Genomic DNA, 19,725 nt, shown 5'->3' on the forward strand with positions numbered 1-19,725 from the left:
GTGATCCCCGGCCAGTCTGCTCGCGCCACCGATCTGGCCGAACTTGCCGTCGCTCCATAGATGCCCGAGGCATCTAATGAAGATCGGCACGACGCACTCTTCGTCTGCGAGGTCTTCCATGACGGACACCCCCACGACGGACGCGGTCCCGGCAACGGACCAGAAGGCCGCGTCCCCCGTCGCCTTTCCGCAGGACCGGACCTGTCCCTACCACCCGCCCGCCGCCTACGACCCGCTGCGCGCCGCCCGGCCGCTGGCCCGGATCACGCTCTACGACGGCCGCCCGGCCTGGCTGGTGACCGGACACGCCGCCGCCCGCCGGCTGCTGGCCGACCAGCGCCTGTCGACCGACCGCACCCGCGACGACTTCCCCGTGACCACGGCGCGACTGGCCGGCGTACGCGGACGCAGGACCGCCCTGCTCGGCGTCGACGACCCCGAACACCGCACCCAGCGCCAGATGGTGCTGCCGGATTTCACCCTGAGGCGCGCCGCCGCACTGCGCCCGCACATCCGCCGCATCGTCGACGAACGGCTCGACGCGATGGTCGCGCAGGGCCCGCCCGCCGATCTGGTGACGGCCTTCGCGCTGCCCGTGCCCTCGATGGTGATCTGCGCCCTGCTCGGGGTGCCGTACGCCGACCACGAGTTCTTCGAGGAGCAGTCCCGTCGGCTGCTGCGCGGCCCCCTCCCCGCCGACACCCTCGACGCCCGTGACCGACTGGAGGCGTATCTGGGCGAGTTGATCGACCGCAAGCTCAAGGCCCCCGGCGAGGGCCTGCTGGACGACCTGGTCCGGCGACAGTCGGCCGAGGGCGTAATCGACCGGGAGCAGCTCGTCTCGTTCGCGGTGATCCTGCTGGTCGCGGGCCACGAGACCACCGCCAACATGATCTCGCTGGGCACCTACACCCTCCTGACCAACCCCCAACGGCTGGCCGAACTGCGCGCGGACCCCGCGCTGCTGCCCGGCGCCGTGGAGGAGCTGATGCGGGTCCTGTCGATCGCGGACGGGTTGCTGCGCCTGGCCACCGAGGACATCGACGTGGACGGGCAGACCGTCCGGGCCGGTGACGCGGTCGTCTTCTCGACCTCGGTCATCAACCGGGACGAGTCCGTCTACCCGGACCCGGACGCCCTCGACTGGCACCGCCCCGCCCGCCACCACGTCGCCTTCGGGTTCGGCATCCACCAGTGCCTCGGCCAGAACCTGGCCCGCGCCGAACTGGAGATCGCCCTGCACACCCTCTTCGAGCGGCTGCCCACGCTGCGCCTGGCCGCCCCGGCCCAGGAGATCCCCTTCAAGCCCGGCGACACGATCCAGGGGATGCTGGAACTCCCCGTGACCTGGTAGGAGGCTGCGGACATGCGGATCGGCATCGACAAGGACACCTGCATCGGCGCGGGCCAGTGCGCCCTGACCGCCCCCGACGTCTTCACCCAGGACGACGACGGCTACAGCACCCTCGTTGCGGGCCGGGAGGACGGAGGCGGCAGCGCGCTGGTACGGGAGGCGGCCCGTGCGTGCCCCGTGCGGGCGATCACCGTGTCGGAGCGGGTGGGCTGACCCCGGCGCCCGCATCCCGCCCCGCCCCGCCTCACCCGGCCCGACGCCGGCGTCCGGCGGTTGAGTAGGGTGCCGGGGTGAGCGAACAGGCGGGAAGTGACGACGTCGCAAGGCCGTTCCTCTACGTCGTCGTCTGCGCCGCGGGCGTGGCCGACGGCGTCGGCCGGCTGGTCGATGCGGCGCGGGAGCGCGGCTGGGAGGTCGGGGTCGTAGCGACACCGGTCGCCGTGGGCGGCTTCTTCGACGTGGCCGACATCGAGGCGCGGACCGGCCGCCCGATCCGCTCGGCCTGGCGCACGCCAAACGATCCGCGGCCCTTCCCGGCGCCCGACGCCGTCGTGGTCGCGCCCGCCACCTTCAACACGATCAACAAGTGGGCCGCAGGCCTGGCCGACACCCTCGCCGTGGCCACCCTGTGCGAGGCGAGCGGCCTCGGCGTCCCCGTCGCCGTCCTGCCGTGCGTCGCCGACGCGCTGGCCGTCCACCCCGCCTACCGGGAGAGCCTGGCCCGGCTGCGCGGGATGGGGGTGCGTTTCGGCGCCCCGTACACCGCAGCCGCGGGAAAGGGCGCGGGGCGTCCGGACTTCGGCTGGGAGAGCGCCCTGGACCTGCTCGAACGGCGCTGACCCGCACGCGGTTCGAGCCCGCACCAAGACGTACGCTCGCTCCGGTACCGATGATCGGCGAAGACAGGAGCGGCAACGATGCAGTATGTGAAGCTCGGTTCGACGGGCCTGGACGTGTCGCGGATCTGCCTGGGCTGCATGACCTACGGCGTTCCCGACCGCGGCACGCACGAGTGGACCCTCGACGAGGAGGCCTCGCGCCCGCTGATCCGGCAGGCGCTGGAGGCCGGGATCACCTTCTTCGACACGGCCAACGTCTACTCCGACGGCACCAGCGAGGAGATCGTCGGCAAGGCGCTCGGCGACTTCGCGCGCCGGGACGACATCGTGCTCGCGACCAAGGTGCACGGCCGGATGCGCCCCGGGCCGAACGGCGCCGGACTCTCCCGCAAGGCGATCATGGCCGAGATCGACCACAGCCTGCGCCGCCTGGGCACCGACTACGTCGACCTCTACCAGATCCACCGCTTCGACCCGCACACCCCGGTCGAGGAGACGATGGAGGCCCTCCACGACCTGGTGAAGGCGGGCAAGGTCCGCTATGTCGGGGCCAGTTCGATGTACGCCTGGCAGTTCTCCAAGATGCAGCACACCGCCGAGCGGCACGGCTGGACGAAGTTCGTGTCGATGCAGAACCACTACAACCTCGTCTACCGCGAGGAGGAGCGCGAGATGCTGCCCCTCTGCGCGGACCAGGGCGTCGGGGTGCTGCCCTGGAGCCCGCTCGCCCGCGGCCGGCTCACCCGTGACTGGGACACCGCCACCGAGCGCAGCGCCACCGACGATTTCGGCAGCACCCTGTACCAGGAGGGCGACCGCGCCGTGGTCGAGGCGGTCACCCGCATCGCCGGCGAGCGCGGCGTCCCGCGCGCCCAGGTGGCCCTGGCGTGGCTGCTGCACCAGGACACGGTGACCGCGCCCATCGTCGGCGCCTCCAGGCCGGGCCACCTCGAGGACGCCGTGGCGGCGGTCGAACTGCCGCTCAGCGACAAGGAGATCGAGGAACTGCAGCGGCCCTACGCGCCGCACCCCGTCGCCGGTCACTGATCACCGGCCGGCGCCGTCGGGGCGCGCCTCAGGGGCCGGTGCCCGGGGACAGGGCGGTGACGGTCACCGACGACTCGTTGCCGCCCACCGGGACCTCGCCGGCCACCCACTTCACCTTCAAGGGCTCCCGCTCGTCCGGCGGGGTGACGAGCAACGCCGCCGGAGTGGCCGTGCGGGCGCCGCTGATCTGCGGACTGGAGAACGACAGCCCGGACCACGCGCTCCTGCCCGGCGTCAGCGTGACCGTCCGCGGGGAGCCGGCCGCGCGTTCGGGGTCCGGGCCCAGTTGCTTGCCCGAGGCGTCCACGAACGCGGCGCCGGGATAGCCGTAGACCGTGCAGGTGCGCTCCGAGGTGTTGGTCAGCACGACGGGGAAGTTGCGCTGACCGGCCCCCGGGTCCACGCGGCCGACGGAGGCCCGCAGTTCCGAGGTGTGGCAGCGGCCGTCGGTGCGGGCCGAGGCGGAGGCCGAGCCCGCGGTGTCGCTGGGCGCACTGCCGACCGCCGAGGCGGTGTCGCCGGGCGACGAGGCGCCGCCGCCCGGGTCCGCGCTGCTGCTGCGGGCGGCCTTGCCGGGCTCCGGCGTGCCGCTCGACGAGGCGCTCTCGCCGCCGCAGGCGGTCACCAGTCCGAGCAGCGCGACCCCGCTCGCGAGCAGAGCCGCCCGGCGCAGCGGCTGTGACGTGTCAGCCATCGCTTCTCCACACTTCCGTCGGGTTCTCGCACACGGCCCTGGGAACGGCACCGTGCGGTCCGTCCCTTCGAGTGTCCCGTCGCGCGGTCCGGGAAACGAGGGGTCGCGCTCCGCATCGGAGCGGGGCGCCGACGCGAGGCGCTCGCGCCCCGGCGTACGCCCGGCTCACTCCTCCTCGTCGAGCAGCCCCAGCTCCGCCCAGATCGTCTTGCCCTCGGTCGTGTGCCGGCTGCCCCAGCGCTGGGTGAGCTGGGCCACCAGGAGCAGGCCGCGCCCGCCCTCGTCCCAGGTCCTGGCCCGGCGCAGGTGCGGGGCGGTGTGACTGGTGTCGGAGACCTCGCAGATCAGCGTGGCCGTGTCATGGATCAACCGGAGCCGGATCGGCGAGGAGCCGTACCGGATGGCGTTGGTGACCAGCTCGCTCACGACCAGCTCGGCGGTGAACGTCGCCTCCAGCAGATTCCAGTCGGACAGCTGGTCGAGGACCTGCTTGCGTACCGGCGCGACCAGTGCCGGATCGGCGGGGATGTCCCAGGTGGCGACCTGTCCGGCGGGCAGCCCCCGGGTCCGGGCGAGCAGCAGGGCCACGTCGTCGGCGGCGCTGCCCGCGGGGAGGAGCGTGTGCAGGACGCGGTCGCACGCGGCGTCCAGGGAATCGACGGGCGCGGCCAGAGCCTCGCGCAGCAGCGCCTGGCCGGCGTCGGTCTCCCGGTCCCGGCTCTCGACCAGGCCGTCGGTGTAGAGCGCCAGCACACTGCCCTCGCGCAGCTCCAGCTCGGCCGACTCGAACGGCAGCCCGCCCACCCCCAGTGGTGGCCCGGAGGGCAGCTCGACCTGCTCGGGCGGGCCGTCCGGCGGGATCAGCACGGGCGCCGGATGGCCGGCCCGGGCCATGGAGCAGTGTCGCGACACCGGGTCGTACACCACGTACAGACACGTCGCGCCGACCTCGCCCGCCCGGTCGTCCCCGGACTCCTCGGACAGCCGCACCACCAGGTCGTCGAGGTGGGTGAGCAACTCCTCGGGTGTCAGGTCGATGTCGGCGAGGGTGCGTACGGCGGTTCGCAGCCGGCCCATGGTGGCCGAGGCCGGGATGCCGTGGCCGACGACGTCCCCCACCACCATGGCGACCCGCATGCCGGACAGCGGGATGACGTCGAACCAGTCGCCGCCGACGCCCGAGCGCGCCGCCGGAAGGTAGCGGGAGGCCGCCTGCACCGCGGCGGTGGGCGGCAGCCACCGGGGCAGCAGGCTGCGCTGCAGGGTCAGTGTCGCCTCGCGCTCGCGCGAGTACCGGCGGGCGTTGTCGATGCAGACGGCGGCGCGGGCGCTGACCTCCTGGGCCAGCAGCACGTCGTCGTGGGTGAACGGGTCGGGACGCCGGAACCGGGTGAAGACCGCGACACCGAGGGTGGTGCCGCGGGCCTGCAACGGGACCGACATCGTGGAGTGGATGCCGTATTCCTCCACCCGCCGCAGGCGGGCGGGGTCCCACCGCAGCCAGCGTTCGAGGTCGCCGTAGGCCACCGAGGCCACGATCGCCTGCCCCGAGAGCAGGCACTCGGCCTGGGGGGAGCCGGCCGGATAGACGTCCAGGCGCCCGATCTCGGACACCGACTGCGGGCACTCCTGAGTGACCGACCGGTGCGCCGTGCGGCGCAGGCCGACCGGCGGCTCGACCACGGCGGCGGTCTCGCCGCCGTGCTCGTGCGGGTCCAGCAGGTCCACGCTGACGAAGTCGGCGAGCGCGGGCACGCACACGTCCGCCAGCTCCTGCGCCGTACGGGTGACGTCGAGGGTGGTGCCGATGCGCACACTGGCCTCGTTGACCAGTTGCAGCCGCTCGCGGGCGCGGTGCTGCTCCGTGAAGTCGTGGGCGCTGACACACACGCCGCGCACCCGGCCGTCGGCGCCGGTGAGCGGCGCGATCCGGGCGTTCCACGCGTGGGCGCGGCTCTCGCCGACCGCCCTGAGGCGGGTCTGCAGCTCGTGCCGGCGGCCGGTGGCCAGCACGCGCCGCATCTGGCGTTCCAGTTCCGCGTTCTGCGGCCGGTCGCCGAAGTCGGTGGCCCGCAGGCCGCGCAGGCGGTCGGGCGGGAGCCCCAGCAGCCCTGCCATCGCGTGGTTGACGCCGCGCAGCAGCAGCCGGTCGTCGAAGATCATGGTGGCGCAGGGCGACTGGGTGAGGGCGGCCCTGACCAGGGGGTCGTCCTCCGGCTCGGGACCGGATTCCAGCGGGGTGACGGCGAGCCACGTGGCCGGGGTGTCGTCCGCGGCCGGTCTGCGGTGCGCGAGCACCCACACCGACACGGTGTGTCCGTCGCGGTGCCGCAGGGCCAGGGTGCCGCTCCACCGGTCGTCCTCGCGCCCGGGAGGTGTGCCGTCGCGGTCGTCGGCGAGCAGGTCGGCGGCGGGGCGCCCCACCACCTCGGAGGCCGGATGACCGAGCAGCAGACGGGCCCCCTCGTTCCACTCCCGCAAGGTGCCGGAGCCGTCGACGACGGCGCGGGCCGTGGCGGCATCGTCGAACGGGTTGACCGGACTCATCGTCGCCACTCCATTGCGCACACCCACAGTGATCAGCGCGTCACCTTGTTCCAAGCCTAGTGGGTTCGGGCCCGGTGCGGACCCGAACCCACCGGCCGCACGGAGAGCGGCCGCCCCGCAGGCCACCGGACGGTCCGGCGGGCGCAGGACAGAAAGTGCTTTCCGCGGCCTTGACGGGCGCGCCGGTCGACCGCCGAGGTGGTCGACCGGCACGGCGTGGTGGTGCCCGGCGCCGAGCACCTGATCTCCTTCGACGTCGCGGGCGGCTCGCTGGCCGGACTCGACAATGACTGGCTCTCGGTCGACCACGGACGCACGCGCGGCTACGACCGGGTCGCGGTCTTCTTCTCCGTGGACGACGGGCACAGCCTGCCCGCCGCCGTCGAGGTCGCGGTCTGGGACGGCCGTGCCTGGCGTGCCGTCGAGGGGATGCGGACCGACTGGGCCACCGCGTCCGACGCGCCCACGGTCCTCACCTTCGACCGGCTGCGCGGCTCCCGCATCCGCCTCACGTTCACCAGCCGCCACCCCGGCGAGCCACGGGGAGCGATCCGGGTCAGCCGCCTGGAGACGCCCGCCGCCTGAGCCGCCGCACCACCACGCTCCGGACGGGACCGGTTGGAAAACCGGTCCCGTCCGAACCGTTGACGGCATGTCATGTCTGCCACAAGCATGTCCTGCGACCGCATTTGGGAGCGCTCCCATTTTCATCGCGAGCGCCACCTCCCCCGAGGAGCCCGGACGTGAAAAGACGCAGAACCGCGCTCGTCTCCCTGACGGCCCTGCTGGCGGCGGCCGTCACCGCGCTGCCTGCCGCCCCGGCCGGCGCCGAGGAGACCGAGCAGGTCAGGAACGGCACCTTCGACAACGGCACCGACTCCTGGTGGACGAGCAGCAACGTCACCGCGGCCGTGACCGACGGCCGGCTGTGCGCCGACGCCCCCGGCGGCACCACCAACCGCTGGGACGCCGCCCTCGGCCAGAACGACGTCACACTGGTCGCGGGGGAGTCGTACAAGTTCTCCTTCACCGCCACCGGTACGCCCGCCGACCACGTGGTCCGGGCGATCGTCGGCCTGTCGGTGTCCCCGTATGACACCTACTACGAGATCAGCCCGCAGCTGAGCGTCTCCGGCAACACCTACTCGTACACCTTCACCTCGCCCGTCGACACGACCCAGGGCCAGGTCGGCTTCCAGCTGGGCGGCACGCCCGACGCCTGGCGGTTCTGCGTGGACGACGTGTCCCTGCTGGGCGGCGTCGCGCCCGAGCCGTACGTGCCGGACACCGGGCCGCGGGTGCGGGTCAACCAGGTCGCCTACCTGCCGTCCGGCCCGAAGAACGCCACCCTCGTCACCGACGCGACCTCGCGTCTGCGCTGGCAGTTGAAGAACGAACGCGGGCGGGTCGTCGCCCACGGCTGGAGCAGGCCGCGCGGCGTCGACGCCTCGTCCGGACAGAACGTCCACTCGATCGACTTCGGACGTTACAAGAAGCGCGGCGAGGGCTACACGCTCGTCGCCGACGGCGAGACCAGCCGCCCGTTCGACATCGGGACGGCCGCCTACGAGCGGCTGCGCCTGGACTCGGCGAAGTACTACTACACCCAGCGCAGCGGCATCGCCATCAGCGACGAACTCCGCCCGGGCTACGGCCGCCCGGCCGGCCACGTGGGCACGGCACCCAACCAGGGCGACACCGAGGTGCCCTGTCAGCCGGGCGTGTGCGACTACACCCTCGACGTCTCCGGCGGCTGGTACGACGCGGGCGACCACGGCAAGTACGTCGTCAACGGCGGCATCTCCGCCTGGGAGCTGCTCAGCACCTACGAGCGCTCGCTGCACGCCCGCACCGGGGAACCCCGCAAGCTCGGCGACGGTTCGCTCGACATCCCCGAGAGCGGCAACAGGGTGCCGGACATCCTCGACGAGGCCCGCTGGGAGCTGGAGTTCCTGCTGAAGATGCAGGTGCCGGACGGGCAGCCGCTGGCCGGAATGGCCCACCACAAGATCCATGACGAGCAGTGGACCGGGCTGCCGCTGCTGCCGAGCGACGATCCGCAAAAGCGCGAACTGCACCCGCCGACCACCGCCGCGACCCTCAACCTCGCGGCCTCGGCCGCCCAGGCCGCCCGCCTGTACCGCCCCTACGACCGGGAGTTCGCCGCGAAGGCGCTCGACGCGGCCCGTACCGCCTGGAAGGCGGCGCTCGCCCACCCGGACCTGCTCGCCGACGAGAACGACGGCATCGGCGGCGGCGCCTACCCCGACGCCAAGGTCGCCGACGACTTCTACTGGGCCGCGGCCGAGCTGTACCTGACGACGGGGGAGCGGGACTTCGAGGAGTACGTGCTGAAGTCCCCGGTGCACACCGCCGACATCTTCGGGCCGATCAGCTTCGACTGGGCGAGCACGGCCGTCCCCGCCCGCCTCGACCTGGCGACCGTCCCCAGCCGCCTTCCCGGCCGGGACAAGGTCCGCCGCTCCGTCGTGCGGGGCGCCGACGGTTACCTGGCCACCCTGAAGGCGCACCCGTACGGCATGCCCTACGCCCCCGCCGGCAACGTGTACGACTGGGGCTCCAGCCACCAGATCCTGAACAACGCGGTCGTCATCGCCACCGCCTACGACATCACCGGCGGCTCCAAGTACCGTGACGGCGCCGTCCAGAGCATGGACTACATCCTGGGCCGCAACGCGCTGAACATGTCGTACGTCACCGGATACGGCGAGGCCAACGCGCACAACCAGCACAGCCGCTGGTACGCCCACCAGCTCGACCCGGCGCTGCCCGCGCCGCCCGACGGCACCCTGTCCGGCGGCCCGAACTCGAGCATCCAGGACCCCTACGCACAGAGCAAACTCCAGGGCTGCGTCGGCCAGTTCTGCTACATCGACGACATCCAGTCCTGGTCGACCAACGAGCACACCATCAACTGGAACGCCGCACTGGCCCGCATGGCCTCCTTCGTGGCGGACCAGGGCTGACCGACCGACCGACCCGACCGGCTCCCCCCGTAGAGGGCCGCGCCGTTTCCGCAGCAGAAAAGCGGAATGCAGGTGCGGCCCTCTTGGCATGCCGGGATTCTGACCTTCTTTCAAAGGCGGCCGAGGTTGCCCGCTCGCCTTGTTGACCATGAGTGGTTTGTGCGAGAGTGAAGCACCCGTGCGGGGGGTAAAGGCCGGGTCTCGCACGCGCTTTGACGGGCCGGGTCCGATTTCGCCATGGCGAATTCACACCTTCCGTGCCACGCCCAAGAGGTACACACCAATCCGTGGGTCCTTTCGGCGATCCGAACATCTGAGTCACCTGCGCGTGGGAAGGAAGACATCTCAGTGCCCACCCCCCACCCCCCTCGGCCCGCGTACCCGCCCTCCGGCGGGGACCCCGGGGAGTCCGACGAGCTGCTGGCCGCACGGCTCCGGGACGGTCCGCAGAGCGAGGCGCCCCGGATCGCCGCGCTGCTGATGGCCCGCCACTGGCAGCCCGCGCACGACTACTCGACCATCTGCCTGGCCACGTCGGCCGAGGTCACCGGCATGGTCACCGCCGCCGCATGGCACCGGGTGCTGGCCCGTCTGGCCCAGGGCGAACCGGCCACCGCGCTGCGCCCGCTGCTGCTGGTGGCCGTGCGCGACACGGTCCGGCAGTGGTCCGCCGACGATGCGATTTCCGGCGTCCTGCCGCAGTTGCTCAAACCCGCCGGCGGGCGCGGTATGCGGGCGGCGAAGTCCATGACCCCGGAAAACCGCGCGCTGGCCGCCCGCGCATTCGCCTCTCTTCCTGGACCGGCCCGGTGTTTGCTGTGGCACACGGAGGTCGAAGGGGAGTCGATAAGTGTCCCGGCCGGTCTGCTAGGCATGGACACCGACACCGCGTCGGCCACTCTCGAACAGGCGCGTGAGAAATTCCGCGAAGGTTGTCTGCACGCCCACCGGCAGCTCGCGCCGAGTCAGGAGTGCCGCTTCCAGAGCCGGCTGCTCGACGTCCCGATCCGCCGGGGCGGCGCCCTGTTGCCGGACGTCCGCAAGCATCTGGCGGACTGCCGTCACTGTCGGCACGCCGCCGACCAACTCGGCCGCTTCGAAAGTGAGTTGGGTACTCTGATCGCCGAGGCGGTGCTCGGCTGGGGCGCCCGGCGCTACCTCGACTCCCGTCCGGGGCGCGCGACACCGGGCGCACTGGCCAAGGGTGCCGCCCGGCACCGCGGCTCACGCCCCGGGCTGCTGGGCCGGCTCCCCGTGCCGGTGCGCAGGACGCCGGGCCGACCGCGCTCGGGGCGGTCGGTGCTGAGGCAGTTCGGTGCGGCCTCCGCCGGAGTGCTGGCCGTCGTACTGGTGGTGAGCGTGTGGTCCTACGACGGGGACGGGGCCGATCCGGCCGCCTCCACCAGCGCCGTCGACGGCAAGGGCGAGACGTCCGCGACGAGCCGCCCGAAACCGCCCGGCACTGCCGGGATGCCCACGTCCGCCGACCGCACACGGCTGCGCAACGTCGCCGCGAACCTCTGCCTCGACGTGCGCGGCGAGCCCAGGGCCGGAGCGGGCGCCCGGCTGGCGAAGTGCTCCGAGGCGTGGACCCAGCAGTGGACCCACGAGGACGACGGACTGCTGCGCAGCGTCGCCGACCCGGGCCTGTGCCTGGACTCGCGGGCGGACGCCGGAGTCGTCATTCTCGGTACCTGCGCCGACGAGGGCACCGAGCGGGGCGACGACGTGCGCTACGACCTCACCGAGGAGGAGGAGCTGGTGCCGCGCGGGCAGAAACTGCTCGCACTCGCCCCCACCACCCGTGCGCCAGACGCCGACGTCGTCGTCAAGGTGCACGACGGGTCCGACGACCAGCACTGGCGCACCGAACCGGTACCGGCGGCGGAGGGCTCCCTGTCGATCGACCGCGCCGACGTGCCGGGCGCGCGAGCCGTGGACCTGTCCGCCGGCTGACGGAACCCGCACCCTCCTGGGGACGGCGGCGTCGCCGTCCCCTCACGCCGGGTCCTCGACGAGGTCGGCGGGACCCGGCGTGGCCGGTGAGGCGTGCCCGGACAGAGCCAGGGTGAGGTCGAGTTCGGCGAGCAGGCAGCGGATCACGTGCTCGACGCCGGCTTGTCCGTCCAGGCCGAGGCCGTAGACGTAGGGACGGCCCAGGAGCACCGCCCGCGCACCGAGCGCGAGGGCCTTGAAGACGTCGTCGCCGGTGCGGACTCCGCTGTCGAACAGCACGGTGAGCCGGTCGCCGACCGCCTCCGCCACGCGCGGCAGGGCGTCGGCCGCCGCGACGGAACCGGCCACCTGCCGGCCGCCGTGGTTGGAGACGACCACGCCGTCCATCCCGGCGTCGGCGGCGAGCCGGGCGTCGTCCGGGTGCAGGACGCCCTTGAGGACGATCGGACCGTCCCAGTTCTCCCGCAGGAAGGCCAGGTCGGGCCAGGACTTGGCGGGATCGGAGAACATGCCGACGAAATGCATCACCGCCGCGTTCGGATCCTCGTGCACGGGCTTGGCCAGACCGGCCCGGAACGCGGGGTCCGAGAAGTAGTTGGCGGTGCCCACCCCGTGCAGGAACGGCAGGTACGCCTGGTCGAGATCGCGCGGGCGCCAGGACAGCAGGGGCGTGTCCAGCGTGACGAACAGCGCCGTGTAGCCCGCCGCCCGGGCGCGGTTCAGGAAGCTGCGCGCCACCTCGCGGTCCTTGGGCCAGTACAGCTGGAACCAGCGCTCGGCGTCGCCCATCGTCTCCGCGACCTGCTCCATGGGGGTGCTGGAGGCGGAGGACAGGATGTACGGCACGCCCTGCGCGGCCGCCGCCCGGGCCGCGGCGGGCTCGGCGTCGGGATGCATGATCGACAGGACGCCGACCGGTGCCAGCGCCAGCGGGGCGGGCAGGTCGCGGCCCAGCACCTCGACGCTCAGGTCGCGCTCGTGCACGTCGCGCAGCATGCGCGGGACGATCCGGCGCCGGGCCAGCGCCGCCCGGTTGGCGCGGACGGTGCTGCCGTCCCCCGCGCTGCCCGCCACGTACCCGAAGGGTCCCGGGCCCAGGCGCCGCTCGGTGAGCTCCTCCAGCCGGGTCAGGTCGGTGGGCAGTCGCGGAACCGCGCCCGTCATGCCGTTCAGGTAGATCTCGTACTGGAAGTCCGCCCAGTGCTTCGGCATCCCACCTCCGCCTCTCGTCGTCGAGCTCGCGCTGCGGGCACCATACCCGGCGGTATGCGGAGGGTGGCCGTCAGGGGCGGCGGGGCTGTTTCAGGGGTGTTTCAGGACTATTGGCGAACGAGCGGATCACGCCATTCGGCCAGTTCTGCTCTCAATAATCGATCAAGAAACGCCCAGTTCCGGACTTGGAACGTTCTAACTTCGTAACTTCGCGCCACTGATTGAATACCCAAGGTTACCGAAACCCATGGGGTCGAGATGAGTTTCGGTGCCGGACTCGGCAGACTCGCGCTCGCCGTTCCGGCACCGACCGAGCCGGGCCGGCACCACCCTCGAAACGAGCGGAAGGATGCACACAATGCGGAACACCGCGCGCTGGGCAGCGACTCTGGGCCTGACGGCCACCGCCGTCTGCGGGCCCCTCGCCGGGGCCTCCCTCGCCTCCCCGGCCACCGCCCCCGCGTCGCTCTACGCTCCCTCGGCCCTGGTGCTGACCGTGGGGCACGGAGAGAGCGCTGCCACCGCCGCACCCCTGCGCGCGGTCACCCTGACCTGCGCCCCGACCGCCTCCGGCACCCACCCGGCGGCCGACGCGGCCTGCGCCGAACTGCGCGCCGCGCACGGGGACCCGAGCGCCCTGGCCGCCGACGACGCCATGATGTGCACCCGGGAGTACGCCCCCGTGGTCGTCACCGTCGACGGGGTCTGGCAGGGCCGGCGCCTGTCCTACGAACGCACCTTCGCCAACGAGTGCGTGAAGAACGCGGGCAGCGCGAGCGTCTTCACGTTCTGAGGGACCGGGACCGCCGGGACCGTGCGGCGTGACCGGCTGCTCGCTACTGGGGAGTGCGAGCGGCCGCCGTACGGGTCCCGCGGGCCCGCACCGGGGACGGCGGACGGAGTGGGGCCGTCCGCCGTCCTCCCGGTTCGCGCCACTTGTGGTCCGCACGGCACCGCCGGTCACTCCGTCCCGGCCCGCCCTTCACCGGTCCCGGACGACCGGGCGCGGTGGCTGGTGTCGCACCAGGGGTAGCGCCGGCTGCGGCGGCACGTGCACAGCGCCACCCGGAAGCGGTCGCAGGACACCGTCGTCCCGTCCTCCAGCTCCACCTCCACCGGCCCTTCCACCAGCATCGGCCCCCGGCGCTGGACCTTGATCCGGCGCGGGGCGTCCGCCGGGCGCGGATCACCGGCCGGGCGGGGCGCGTCAGACGGGGAGTTCGGCACGGACCACCACCAACTCCTCCTCGTGCTCGGCCCCGGACAGCAGCCCGCGCTGCCGCAGCCAGCGCTCCCGGCCGCGCACCACGGGACCGAACGCGATCCGCCGCCGCCGGGTCACCGCGGCCTTCAGACCCGCCTCGCGCAGCAGCGCCTCGGTCCGCGCCGGGTCGCTGAGCGCCGACTGCACCAGCAGCAGCACGCCGCCGGGACGCAGCAGCCCCGGCACCTCCAGGCAGATCCGGTCCAGCACCATGCGGCCGTCGCGGCCCGCGTCCCAGGCCCGGGCGGCACCCCGCGGCCGGCGGCCACCGGCCGGCGCCGGCACGTACGGCGGGTTGGCCAGCACCAGGTCGAACCGCTGACCGCGGACGGGAGTGAAGAGGTTGCCGTGCCGGACGCGGATCCGCAGCCCGGCCCGGGCGGCGTTGAGCCGCGCGGCCCACACCGCCCGCCACGACACGTCCACCGCGGTCACCCGACCGCCCCGCAGCGCCGCCGCCAGGGCGAGTGCGCCCGTGCCGGTGCCCACGTCGAGCACGGCCGCGCCCGGCGGGACCGACTCGTCGGACAGCGCCCCGACCAGCAGGGCGGTGTCCTCCTGAGGGGCGTACACGCCCGGTAGCACCATGAAATTCACGGACCCCAGGTACCCCGGCGGTCACGAAGTATGAGCAGTCTCCTCACGCGCGCGCGGCGCGGGCGGCAGCGCCGTGCGCAGCGACGACCGTCCCGCCCGCCAGTCGGCGAGCAGCCGGGCGCCGAAGCGGTCGTCGAGGTGCCCGGTGGCGTCGATGCCGAACACGACGTCCGCCGCGAGGTGCGGTTCCTGCTCGAGCAGGCCGTCGATCACCTCGTGCCGCACGATCTGCTCGTGCACCGCGTCGGCCTCGACGTGCTCGTCGTAGAAGTGCTCGGCGGCCGGTCCGGCACCGGTGCGGCGCATCGCCTCGGCGAGCCGCCGGGAACCGGGCGACGAAGTGATCTCCACGGCCGCGAAGTGCCCCACCAGCGCGCCGCGCAGCGACCGGTGCAGACCGAACAGCGACATCATGTTCACCGTGGCCAGGCACTCGGCCGAGGCGGCGTCCAGATGGGCGCCGTACGTCGTGTCCAGGCCCAGGTCCGTCATCAGGTCGGCGAACAGGCGGGCATGCACCCGGTCGGCGCGGCCGCCGCCGTACTCGTCGAACTCCACGGCCGCCATCGCCGCCTTGGCGCGGCCCCACAGCCGCGGCAGCACCCACGCGTGCGGGTCGGCCTCCTTGAGGTGGTACAGGGAACGCTGGGCCGCGTACTCGCGCAGCTGCCACAGCTCGCCCGCGTCCCGCAGGAAGTGGCTCACGCCCTCGCCGTGCACGGGTTCGACGAGCAGCGCCCCGACCGCGTCCGCGACGCTCTCGTGGACCGGCGTGCCGGCCCGCAGGGCGGCCAGGAAGCGCCGCTCCAGCGCGGCCCGCACGCCCAGCAGTCCGGGGTCCCACTCCAGGCCGGGACAGACCCCGGCGAAGCCCCGGTAGTGCAGCTCGTAGCACTGGTACAGGGCGAGCTGCAGGTCGTCGCCGTACACCGGGGCGGCGGCGACGGCCTCGGGGGCCGGCAGCGGGCCCGTTCCGCGCAGATGAGCGCCGACGGCCCCGGAGACCGGTCCCCGGGGCGTCGGCAGCTGTGGTCCTTCACGGTCGTACTCCATGCGCCGCGGGTACCCGGACGCCGCCGTGGCACCCCCGGCCGCGTTCGGCGGCGCGTCACTCGCCCTCGACGTCCTCCTGGGCGCCGGTGTTCGGCGAGGTGGCGTCCCCCGCCTCGCCCCGGTGCTCGCCCTCGTCGGACTCCGCGTCGCGGGGCCTGGCCTCCTCGATCTCGCGCAGCACCTCGTCGATGGCGGTCTCGGGCTGCTTGGGGTCGTGTTCGCCGTTCTGGGACACGGAATCCTCCTTCATGCTTCGCGTCGTACGGTTCCGTACGACCGCTCTCGTCCTCGGTTCGTACGTCCGGCCGGTTCAGTTCGACGTGGACGCCAGGCGCAGCGGTACCGGCGCCGGGACCGCGGCCTCGTCGCTGCGGCGGACCATCTCGGCCCACCAGGACGGGCCGTCCTCGATCTGGCGCAGCAGGACCCCCTCCCGGATCGCCCAGGGGCACAGCGTCACCGACTCCAGACCGGTCAACTTCATCACCGTGTGCCCCACGACGGCGCCGGCCAGACTCTGCGCCGAGCGCGGTGCGGAGATGCCCGGCAGCCGGGCCCGCTCGGCGGCGGACAGCGCGGCGAGCCGGCTCACCGCGTCCCCCAGGTCGGAGCAGAGCATCCGCCGCTCCGTGAAGGGCCCGTGCCGGCCCGGCGGAGCGCCGCACAGCCGTCCCAGCTGCTGGAAGGTCCGCGAGGTGGCCACGGCGGTCCGCGGCCCCTCCCAGCGGATCCGCGCCGCCACGTCCCGCAGCTGGTGGCGGACCTTGCGGCGCAAGGCCTTGACCTGGTCGCGCGACGCCGGGTCCGTGCCGCCCGCCAGGAACTCGTGGGTCAGCCGGGCCGCCCCCAGCGGCAGCGAGGCCACGAAGTCGGGCAGCCGACCGCGCCCGAACGCCACCTCCAGCGAGCCGCCGCCTATGTCGAGCAGGGCGAGCGGCCCGGACCGCCAGCCCATCCAGCGCCGGGCCCCGAGGAACGTCAGCTCCGCCTCCACCTCGCCCGGCAGGGTGCACAGCGGCAGGCCGGTGCGGGCGTGCACGGTGCGCAGCACCTCACGCCGGTTCGGCGCGGCGCGCACCACGGCGGTCGCGAAGGCCAGCGGTTCCGATGCCCCCCACCGGTCCGCGGTCCTGCTCGCGCCGGCGACCGCCTCGACGAGCCGCTCCAGCGCCTCATCGGGGACCGGGGCGCCCGGCCTGACCTGCTCGGAGAGTCGCAGCCGCCACTTGGCGGTGTGCACCGGCAGCGCGACCCCGCCCTCGGCGTCCGCCACCATGAGCCGGACCGTGTTCGACCCCACATCCACCACGCTGATCCGCATGAGGGCAACAGGTACCCAATCGAGCGCCTGTCAGGCCAGCTGCCGCCGCACCAGCTCGTGCAGCCGGCCGCCCGTGTCGGCGAGCAGCTCGGCCGGCGGGCCCTGCTGGGCGACCCTGCCGTCCTCCATCACGATCACACGGTCGGCGTCCAGCACCGTGGACAGGCGGTGCGCGATCACGACGCGGGTGGCGTTCAGCGCCTTGGTGGACTCGATCACCGTGCGCTGTGTCTCGTTGTCCAGGGCACTGGTGGCCTCGTCGAAGAAGAGGATGCGCGGTCGGCGGATCAGTGCCTGCGCGATCATCAGCCGCTGCCGCTGGCCCCCGGAGACCGCGCCGCTGCCCGAGACGATGGTGTGCAGGCCCATCGGCATCCGCCTGATGTCCTCCGCGAGCCCCGCCATCTCGGCCGCCGCCATCGCCTCCTCGGGCGTGTACGGCTCCGTGCCGCAGACGACGTCCAGGATCGAGCCCGTGAACGGCTGCGCGTGCTGGAGCACCACTCCGCACTGCCGGCGCACCGCCGACTGGTCGAGCGCGGCCAGGTCCTGGCCGTCGTACAGGACGCTGCCCGACAGCGGACGGTCGAAGCCGATCAGGAGCCGCAGCAGGGTCGACTTGCCGCAGCCGCTGGGCCCGACGACCGCGACGAACTCGCCCGGACGCACGTCGAAGGAGACGTCGTCCAGGACCAGCGGACCGTCGTCGGTGTACCGGAACGACAAGCGGCGCGCCTCGATCGCCCCCGACAGCGGTCCCGGCCGGGTGCTCGCCGTGCGCACCTCGGGCGTCGCGTCCAGCACCGGCCGGATCTCCTCGAACAGCGGCAGCGCCGCCACCCCCGACACGAACGCACCGGTCAGCTGGGTGACCGAGGTCAGCAGCATCGTCACCGAGGCGTTGAAGGTGAGGAACTCGGCCGCCGACATCGAACCGCGTGCCGGACCGGCGAGCAGCATGAACATCAGCAGCGTGCACAACGGCAGGTAGACCGCGCCGAGCACCGCGTTCAGGTTCTTGATCCGCCCCGCCCGCCGCTGCAGCTCGCGGCTGTGCGCGAACCGCTCCGCCCACGCCGCGTAGGCGTAGTTCTCGGCCGCGGCCACCCGCAGCTTCGGCAGCCCGCGCAGCGTCTGGAACGCCTGGTTGTTCAGCTTGTTGGTGAGCTTGACCAGCCGCCGCTGCCAGCGCACCTGCCACAGTCCCAGCCCCAGGAACACCCCGGCGACGACCACCAGCATGCCGATCGCCGCCAGCGCCATCGGCACGCTGAACCAGAGCAGCAGCGCCAGGTTCACCGCCCCGACGGTCACCGACTGGGCCACCGTCGGACCCACCCCCGCCAGCAGCCGGCGGATCGCGCTGATGCCCATGGCCGCGCTGGCCAGCTCGCCGGTGGAGCGCTCGGTGAAGAACTTCGTCGGCAGCCGCAGCAGCCGGTCCCACACGGCGGGTTGCAGCGTCGCCTCGATCCGGCCCTCCAGACGCAGGATGGTGAGGTTCTGCAACAGCATGAAGGCCGCCGCGACGACACTGCTCAGCATCAACGCGAGACACACCTGCACGATCAGTCCGGTCTGCGCTTTCGGCACGAACTCGCCGAGCACCTTGCCCGTCGCGATCGGCACCAGCGCGCCGAGCCCCACCGTCACCAGACCGGCGAGCAGCAGGCCCGTCAGATCCCCGCGGGTGCCCGCCAGACAGAACCGCAGCAGTCGCAGCGGACCGAGCCGGCGCTCGGGCAGCGGACGGTAGAACATCACCGCGCGGGGCTCGAACTCCCCGGCGTTCGCCCCTTCCACCGGCGTCTCACGTCCGGTCGCCGGATGCACGGCCACATAGCCGCCGCGCCGCCACAGCAGCGCCACCGGCGCCCCCGACAGGGTCCGCTGCCCGACCAGCGGCCCCACGTCCTCCCGCCACCAGCGGTCCTCCAGCCGTACCGACCTGGTCCGCACGCGCGAGGCGAGCGCGATGCGCTCCACCGGGTCGAGCCGGTCGCTCTCCGTGCCGCCCCGGGCCGGCTCGGCGAGCGGGATCCCGGCGGCGCGGGCGACCAGCTTGCAGGCCGCGTACGTGGCGTCGGCGTCGGCCGCCGTGGTGCGCTGCCCCGGCCGCTTGCCGATGGAGGCCAGCAGTGTCCGGTCGGCCTGGGCGCGCACCGCCTCACCGGCCTTGATGCCGGCCGCGGTACGTGTCTCGTGGGTGCGCTCCAGCTGCTCGATCCAGCGGTCCATGGTGGTCAGCAGCCGGTACTGCTGGTCGACCATGCTCTGCCACAGCGCCGGGTCCATCAGCAGGTCGGCGGCAGCCTCCTCGCCGTACACCGCCCCGTACTGCACGCTGCCCGGCGGCACCTGCATCCAGAAGACGTCGTCGTCCGTGGGCGCGTCGGCCCGCTCGCCGGCCAGCGGCGCCTGGAAGAGAACGGTGAGGCCCCGGCCCACACCGAGGGCGAGGGCGTACTCCAGCGGGCTCGTCGTCGGCGGAACGTACTGCGGGTTGCCGTACGCGTCGTACGACCACGTCTGGGTGTGCGCCGGGTGGTACAGCTCGCGCAGCCCGATGCGGTGCACGACGCAGTCCCGCAGCGGACGTGCCACCAGTGTGTGCTGCGGCCCGGCGACCGGCCCGAGCAGCACCGAGCCCGCCTCCAGGCGCCCCAGGTGGTGCCAGTGGCCCTGCTCCGCGGCGTCCACCGCGAACAGGTCCACCGCCCCGGACACCACGAGCCACAGCACCTGCGGCCCCTCCAGGCCGAGCCGGTTGAAGCCGGCGCAGTCGATGCGCGTACCCAGCGCGCCGAGCGCCTCCAGGACCAGGTCGTCCTGTCCCTCGTGCACGGTCGTCATC

At 73.2% G+C, this 19,725-nt stretch carries 16 protein-coding genes and 1 pseudogene; 8 read left to right on the forward strand and 9 right to left on the reverse strand.

Annotation, left to right across the window (positions count from 1 at the left end):
• The first annotated feature begins 118 nt into the window (after nucleotides 1-118).
• From AB0P07_RS26590 to AB0P07_RS26605, 4 genes are all read left to right on the forward strand, one after another.
• Nucleotides 119-1,354, forward strand: coding sequence for a cytochrome P450 (locus AB0P07_RS26590; RefSeq protein WP_365554935.1), 1,236 nt, complete (start codon nucleotides 119-121; stop codon nucleotides 1,352-1,354).
• Between the two features lie 12 nt (nucleotides 1,355-1,366).
• Nucleotides 1,367-1,567, forward strand: coding sequence for a ferredoxin (locus AB0P07_RS26595; protein WP_365554937.1), 201 nt, complete (start codon nucleotides 1,367-1,369; stop codon nucleotides 1,565-1,567).
• Nucleotides 1,568-1,644: 77 nt separating this feature from the next.
• Nucleotides 1,645-2,193: a flavoprotein gene (locus AB0P07_RS26600; RefSeq protein WP_365554939.1), complete on the forward strand. Its 549-nt coding sequence runs from the start codon at nucleotides 1,645-1,647 to the stop codon at nucleotides 2,191-2,193.
• Nucleotides 2,194-2,271: 78 nt separating this feature from the next.
• Nucleotides 2,272-3,240 carry an aldo/keto reductase gene (locus AB0P07_RS26605; RefSeq protein ID WP_365554941.1) on the forward strand — a complete coding sequence of 323 codons (969 nt, stop codon included), beginning with the start codon at nucleotides 2,272-2,274 and terminating at the stop codon, nucleotides 3,238-3,240.
• Between the two features lie 28 nt (nucleotides 3,241-3,268).
• Here the strand turns inward: AB0P07_RS26605 and AB0P07_RS26610 are convergent, their stop codons facing one another.
• Both AB0P07_RS26610 and AB0P07_RS26615 read right to left on the reverse strand, forming a co-directional pair.
• Nucleotides 3,269-3,934, reverse strand: a complete 666-nt coding sequence (locus AB0P07_RS26610; RefSeq protein ID WP_365554943.1) for a DUF4232 domain-containing protein — start codon at nucleotides 3,932-3,934, stop codon at nucleotides 3,269-3,271.
• 165 nt (nucleotides 3,935-4,099) lie between these two features.
• Nucleotides 4,100-6,481, reverse strand: coding sequence for a SpoIIE family protein phosphatase (locus AB0P07_RS26615; RefSeq protein ID WP_365554944.1), 2,382 nt, complete (start codon nucleotides 6,479-6,481; stop codon nucleotides 4,100-4,102).
• A 189-nt stretch (nucleotides 6,482-6,670) separates the two neighbouring features.
• Between AB0P07_RS26615 and AB0P07_RS26620 the strand changes: the two are divergent.
• The 3 genes and pseudogenes from AB0P07_RS26620 to AB0P07_RS26630 all read left to right on the forward strand — a co-directional run.
• Nucleotides 6,671-7,066 (forward strand): annotated as a pseudogene (locus AB0P07_RS26620) (hypothetical protein); the annotation flags it as partial.
• Between the two features lie 158 nt (nucleotides 7,067-7,224).
• Nucleotides 7,225-9,468, forward strand: coding sequence for a cellulase (locus AB0P07_RS26625; RefSeq protein ID WP_365554946.1), 2,244 nt, complete (start codon nucleotides 7,225-7,227; stop codon nucleotides 9,466-9,468).
• A 348-nt stretch (nucleotides 9,469-9,816) separates the two neighbouring features.
• Complete coding sequence (locus tag AB0P07_RS26630) at nucleotides 9,817-11,424, forward strand: RICIN domain-containing protein (protein ID WP_365554948.1); 1,608 nt, start codon at nucleotides 9,817-9,819, stop codon at nucleotides 11,422-11,424.
• A 42-nt stretch (nucleotides 11,425-11,466) separates the two neighbouring features.
• Here the strand turns inward: AB0P07_RS26630 and AB0P07_RS26635 are convergent, their stop codons facing one another.
• Nucleotides 11,467-12,636: a lactate 2-monooxygenase gene (locus AB0P07_RS26635; RefSeq protein ID WP_365554950.1), complete on the reverse strand. Its 1,170-nt coding sequence runs from the start codon at nucleotides 12,634-12,636 to the stop codon at nucleotides 11,467-11,469.
• A gap of 358 nt (nucleotides 12,637-12,994) precedes the next feature.
• On the opposite strand from AB0P07_RS26635, the gene AB0P07_RS26640 reads away from it, so the two are divergent.
• Nucleotides 12,995-13,429 carry a protease inhibitor gene (locus AB0P07_RS26640; protein ID WP_365554951.1) on the forward strand — a complete coding sequence of 145 codons (435 nt, stop codon included), beginning with the start codon at nucleotides 12,995-12,997 and terminating at the stop codon, nucleotides 13,427-13,429.
• Between the two features lie 167 nt (nucleotides 13,430-13,596).
• On the opposite strand, the gene AB0P07_RS26645 is transcribed toward AB0P07_RS26640, so the two are convergent.
• The 6 genes from AB0P07_RS26645 to AB0P07_RS26670 form a co-directional block, all read right to left on the reverse strand.
• Nucleotides 13,597-13,863 (reverse strand): CDGSH iron-sulfur domain-containing protein, encoded by a 267-nt coding sequence (locus tag AB0P07_RS26645; RefSeq protein WP_365554952.1) that lies wholly within the window; start codon nucleotides 13,861-13,863, stop codon nucleotides 13,597-13,599.
• Nucleotides 13,844-14,488 carry a HemK2/MTQ2 family protein methyltransferase gene (locus AB0P07_RS26650; protein WP_365554954.1) on the reverse strand — a complete coding sequence of 215 codons (645 nt, stop codon included), beginning with the start codon at nucleotides 14,486-14,488 and terminating at the stop codon, nucleotides 13,844-13,846. Before AB0P07_RS26650 ends, AB0P07_RS26645 begins: the two co-directional genes overlap by 20 nt.
• A gap of 30 nt (nucleotides 14,489-14,518) precedes the next feature.
• Nucleotides 14,519-15,550, reverse strand: a complete 1,032-nt coding sequence (locus AB0P07_RS26655; protein ID WP_365554956.1) for an iron-containing redox enzyme family protein — start codon at nucleotides 15,548-15,550, stop codon at nucleotides 14,519-14,521.
• 55 nt (nucleotides 15,551-15,605) lie between these two features.
• Nucleotides 15,606-15,785 carry a hypothetical protein gene (locus AB0P07_RS26660; RefSeq protein WP_365555060.1) on the reverse strand — a complete coding sequence of 60 codons (180 nt, stop codon included), beginning with the start codon at nucleotides 15,783-15,785 and terminating at the stop codon, nucleotides 15,606-15,608.
• Nucleotides 15,786-15,860: 75 nt separating this feature from the next.
• The gene (locus AB0P07_RS26665) at nucleotides 15,861-16,871 is read right to left on the reverse strand and encodes a Ppx/GppA family phosphatase (protein ID WP_365554958.1); all 1,011 of its coding nucleotides are present in this window, start codon (nucleotides 16,869-16,871) and stop codon (nucleotides 15,861-15,863) included.
• A 30-nt stretch (nucleotides 16,872-16,901) separates the two neighbouring features.
• Nucleotides 16,902-19,724 (reverse strand): NHLP bacteriocin export ABC transporter permease/ATPase subunit, encoded by a 2,823-nt coding sequence (locus AB0P07_RS26670; protein WP_365554960.1) that lies wholly within the window; start codon nucleotides 19,722-19,724, stop codon nucleotides 16,902-16,904.
• Nucleotide 19,725: the final 1 nt, after the last annotated feature.

It is taken from the genome of Streptomyces sp. NPDC085944, assembly GCF_040686295.1.
GTDB lineage: Bacteria > Actinomycetota > Actinomycetes > Streptomycetales > Streptomycetaceae > Streptomyces > Streptomyces salinarius.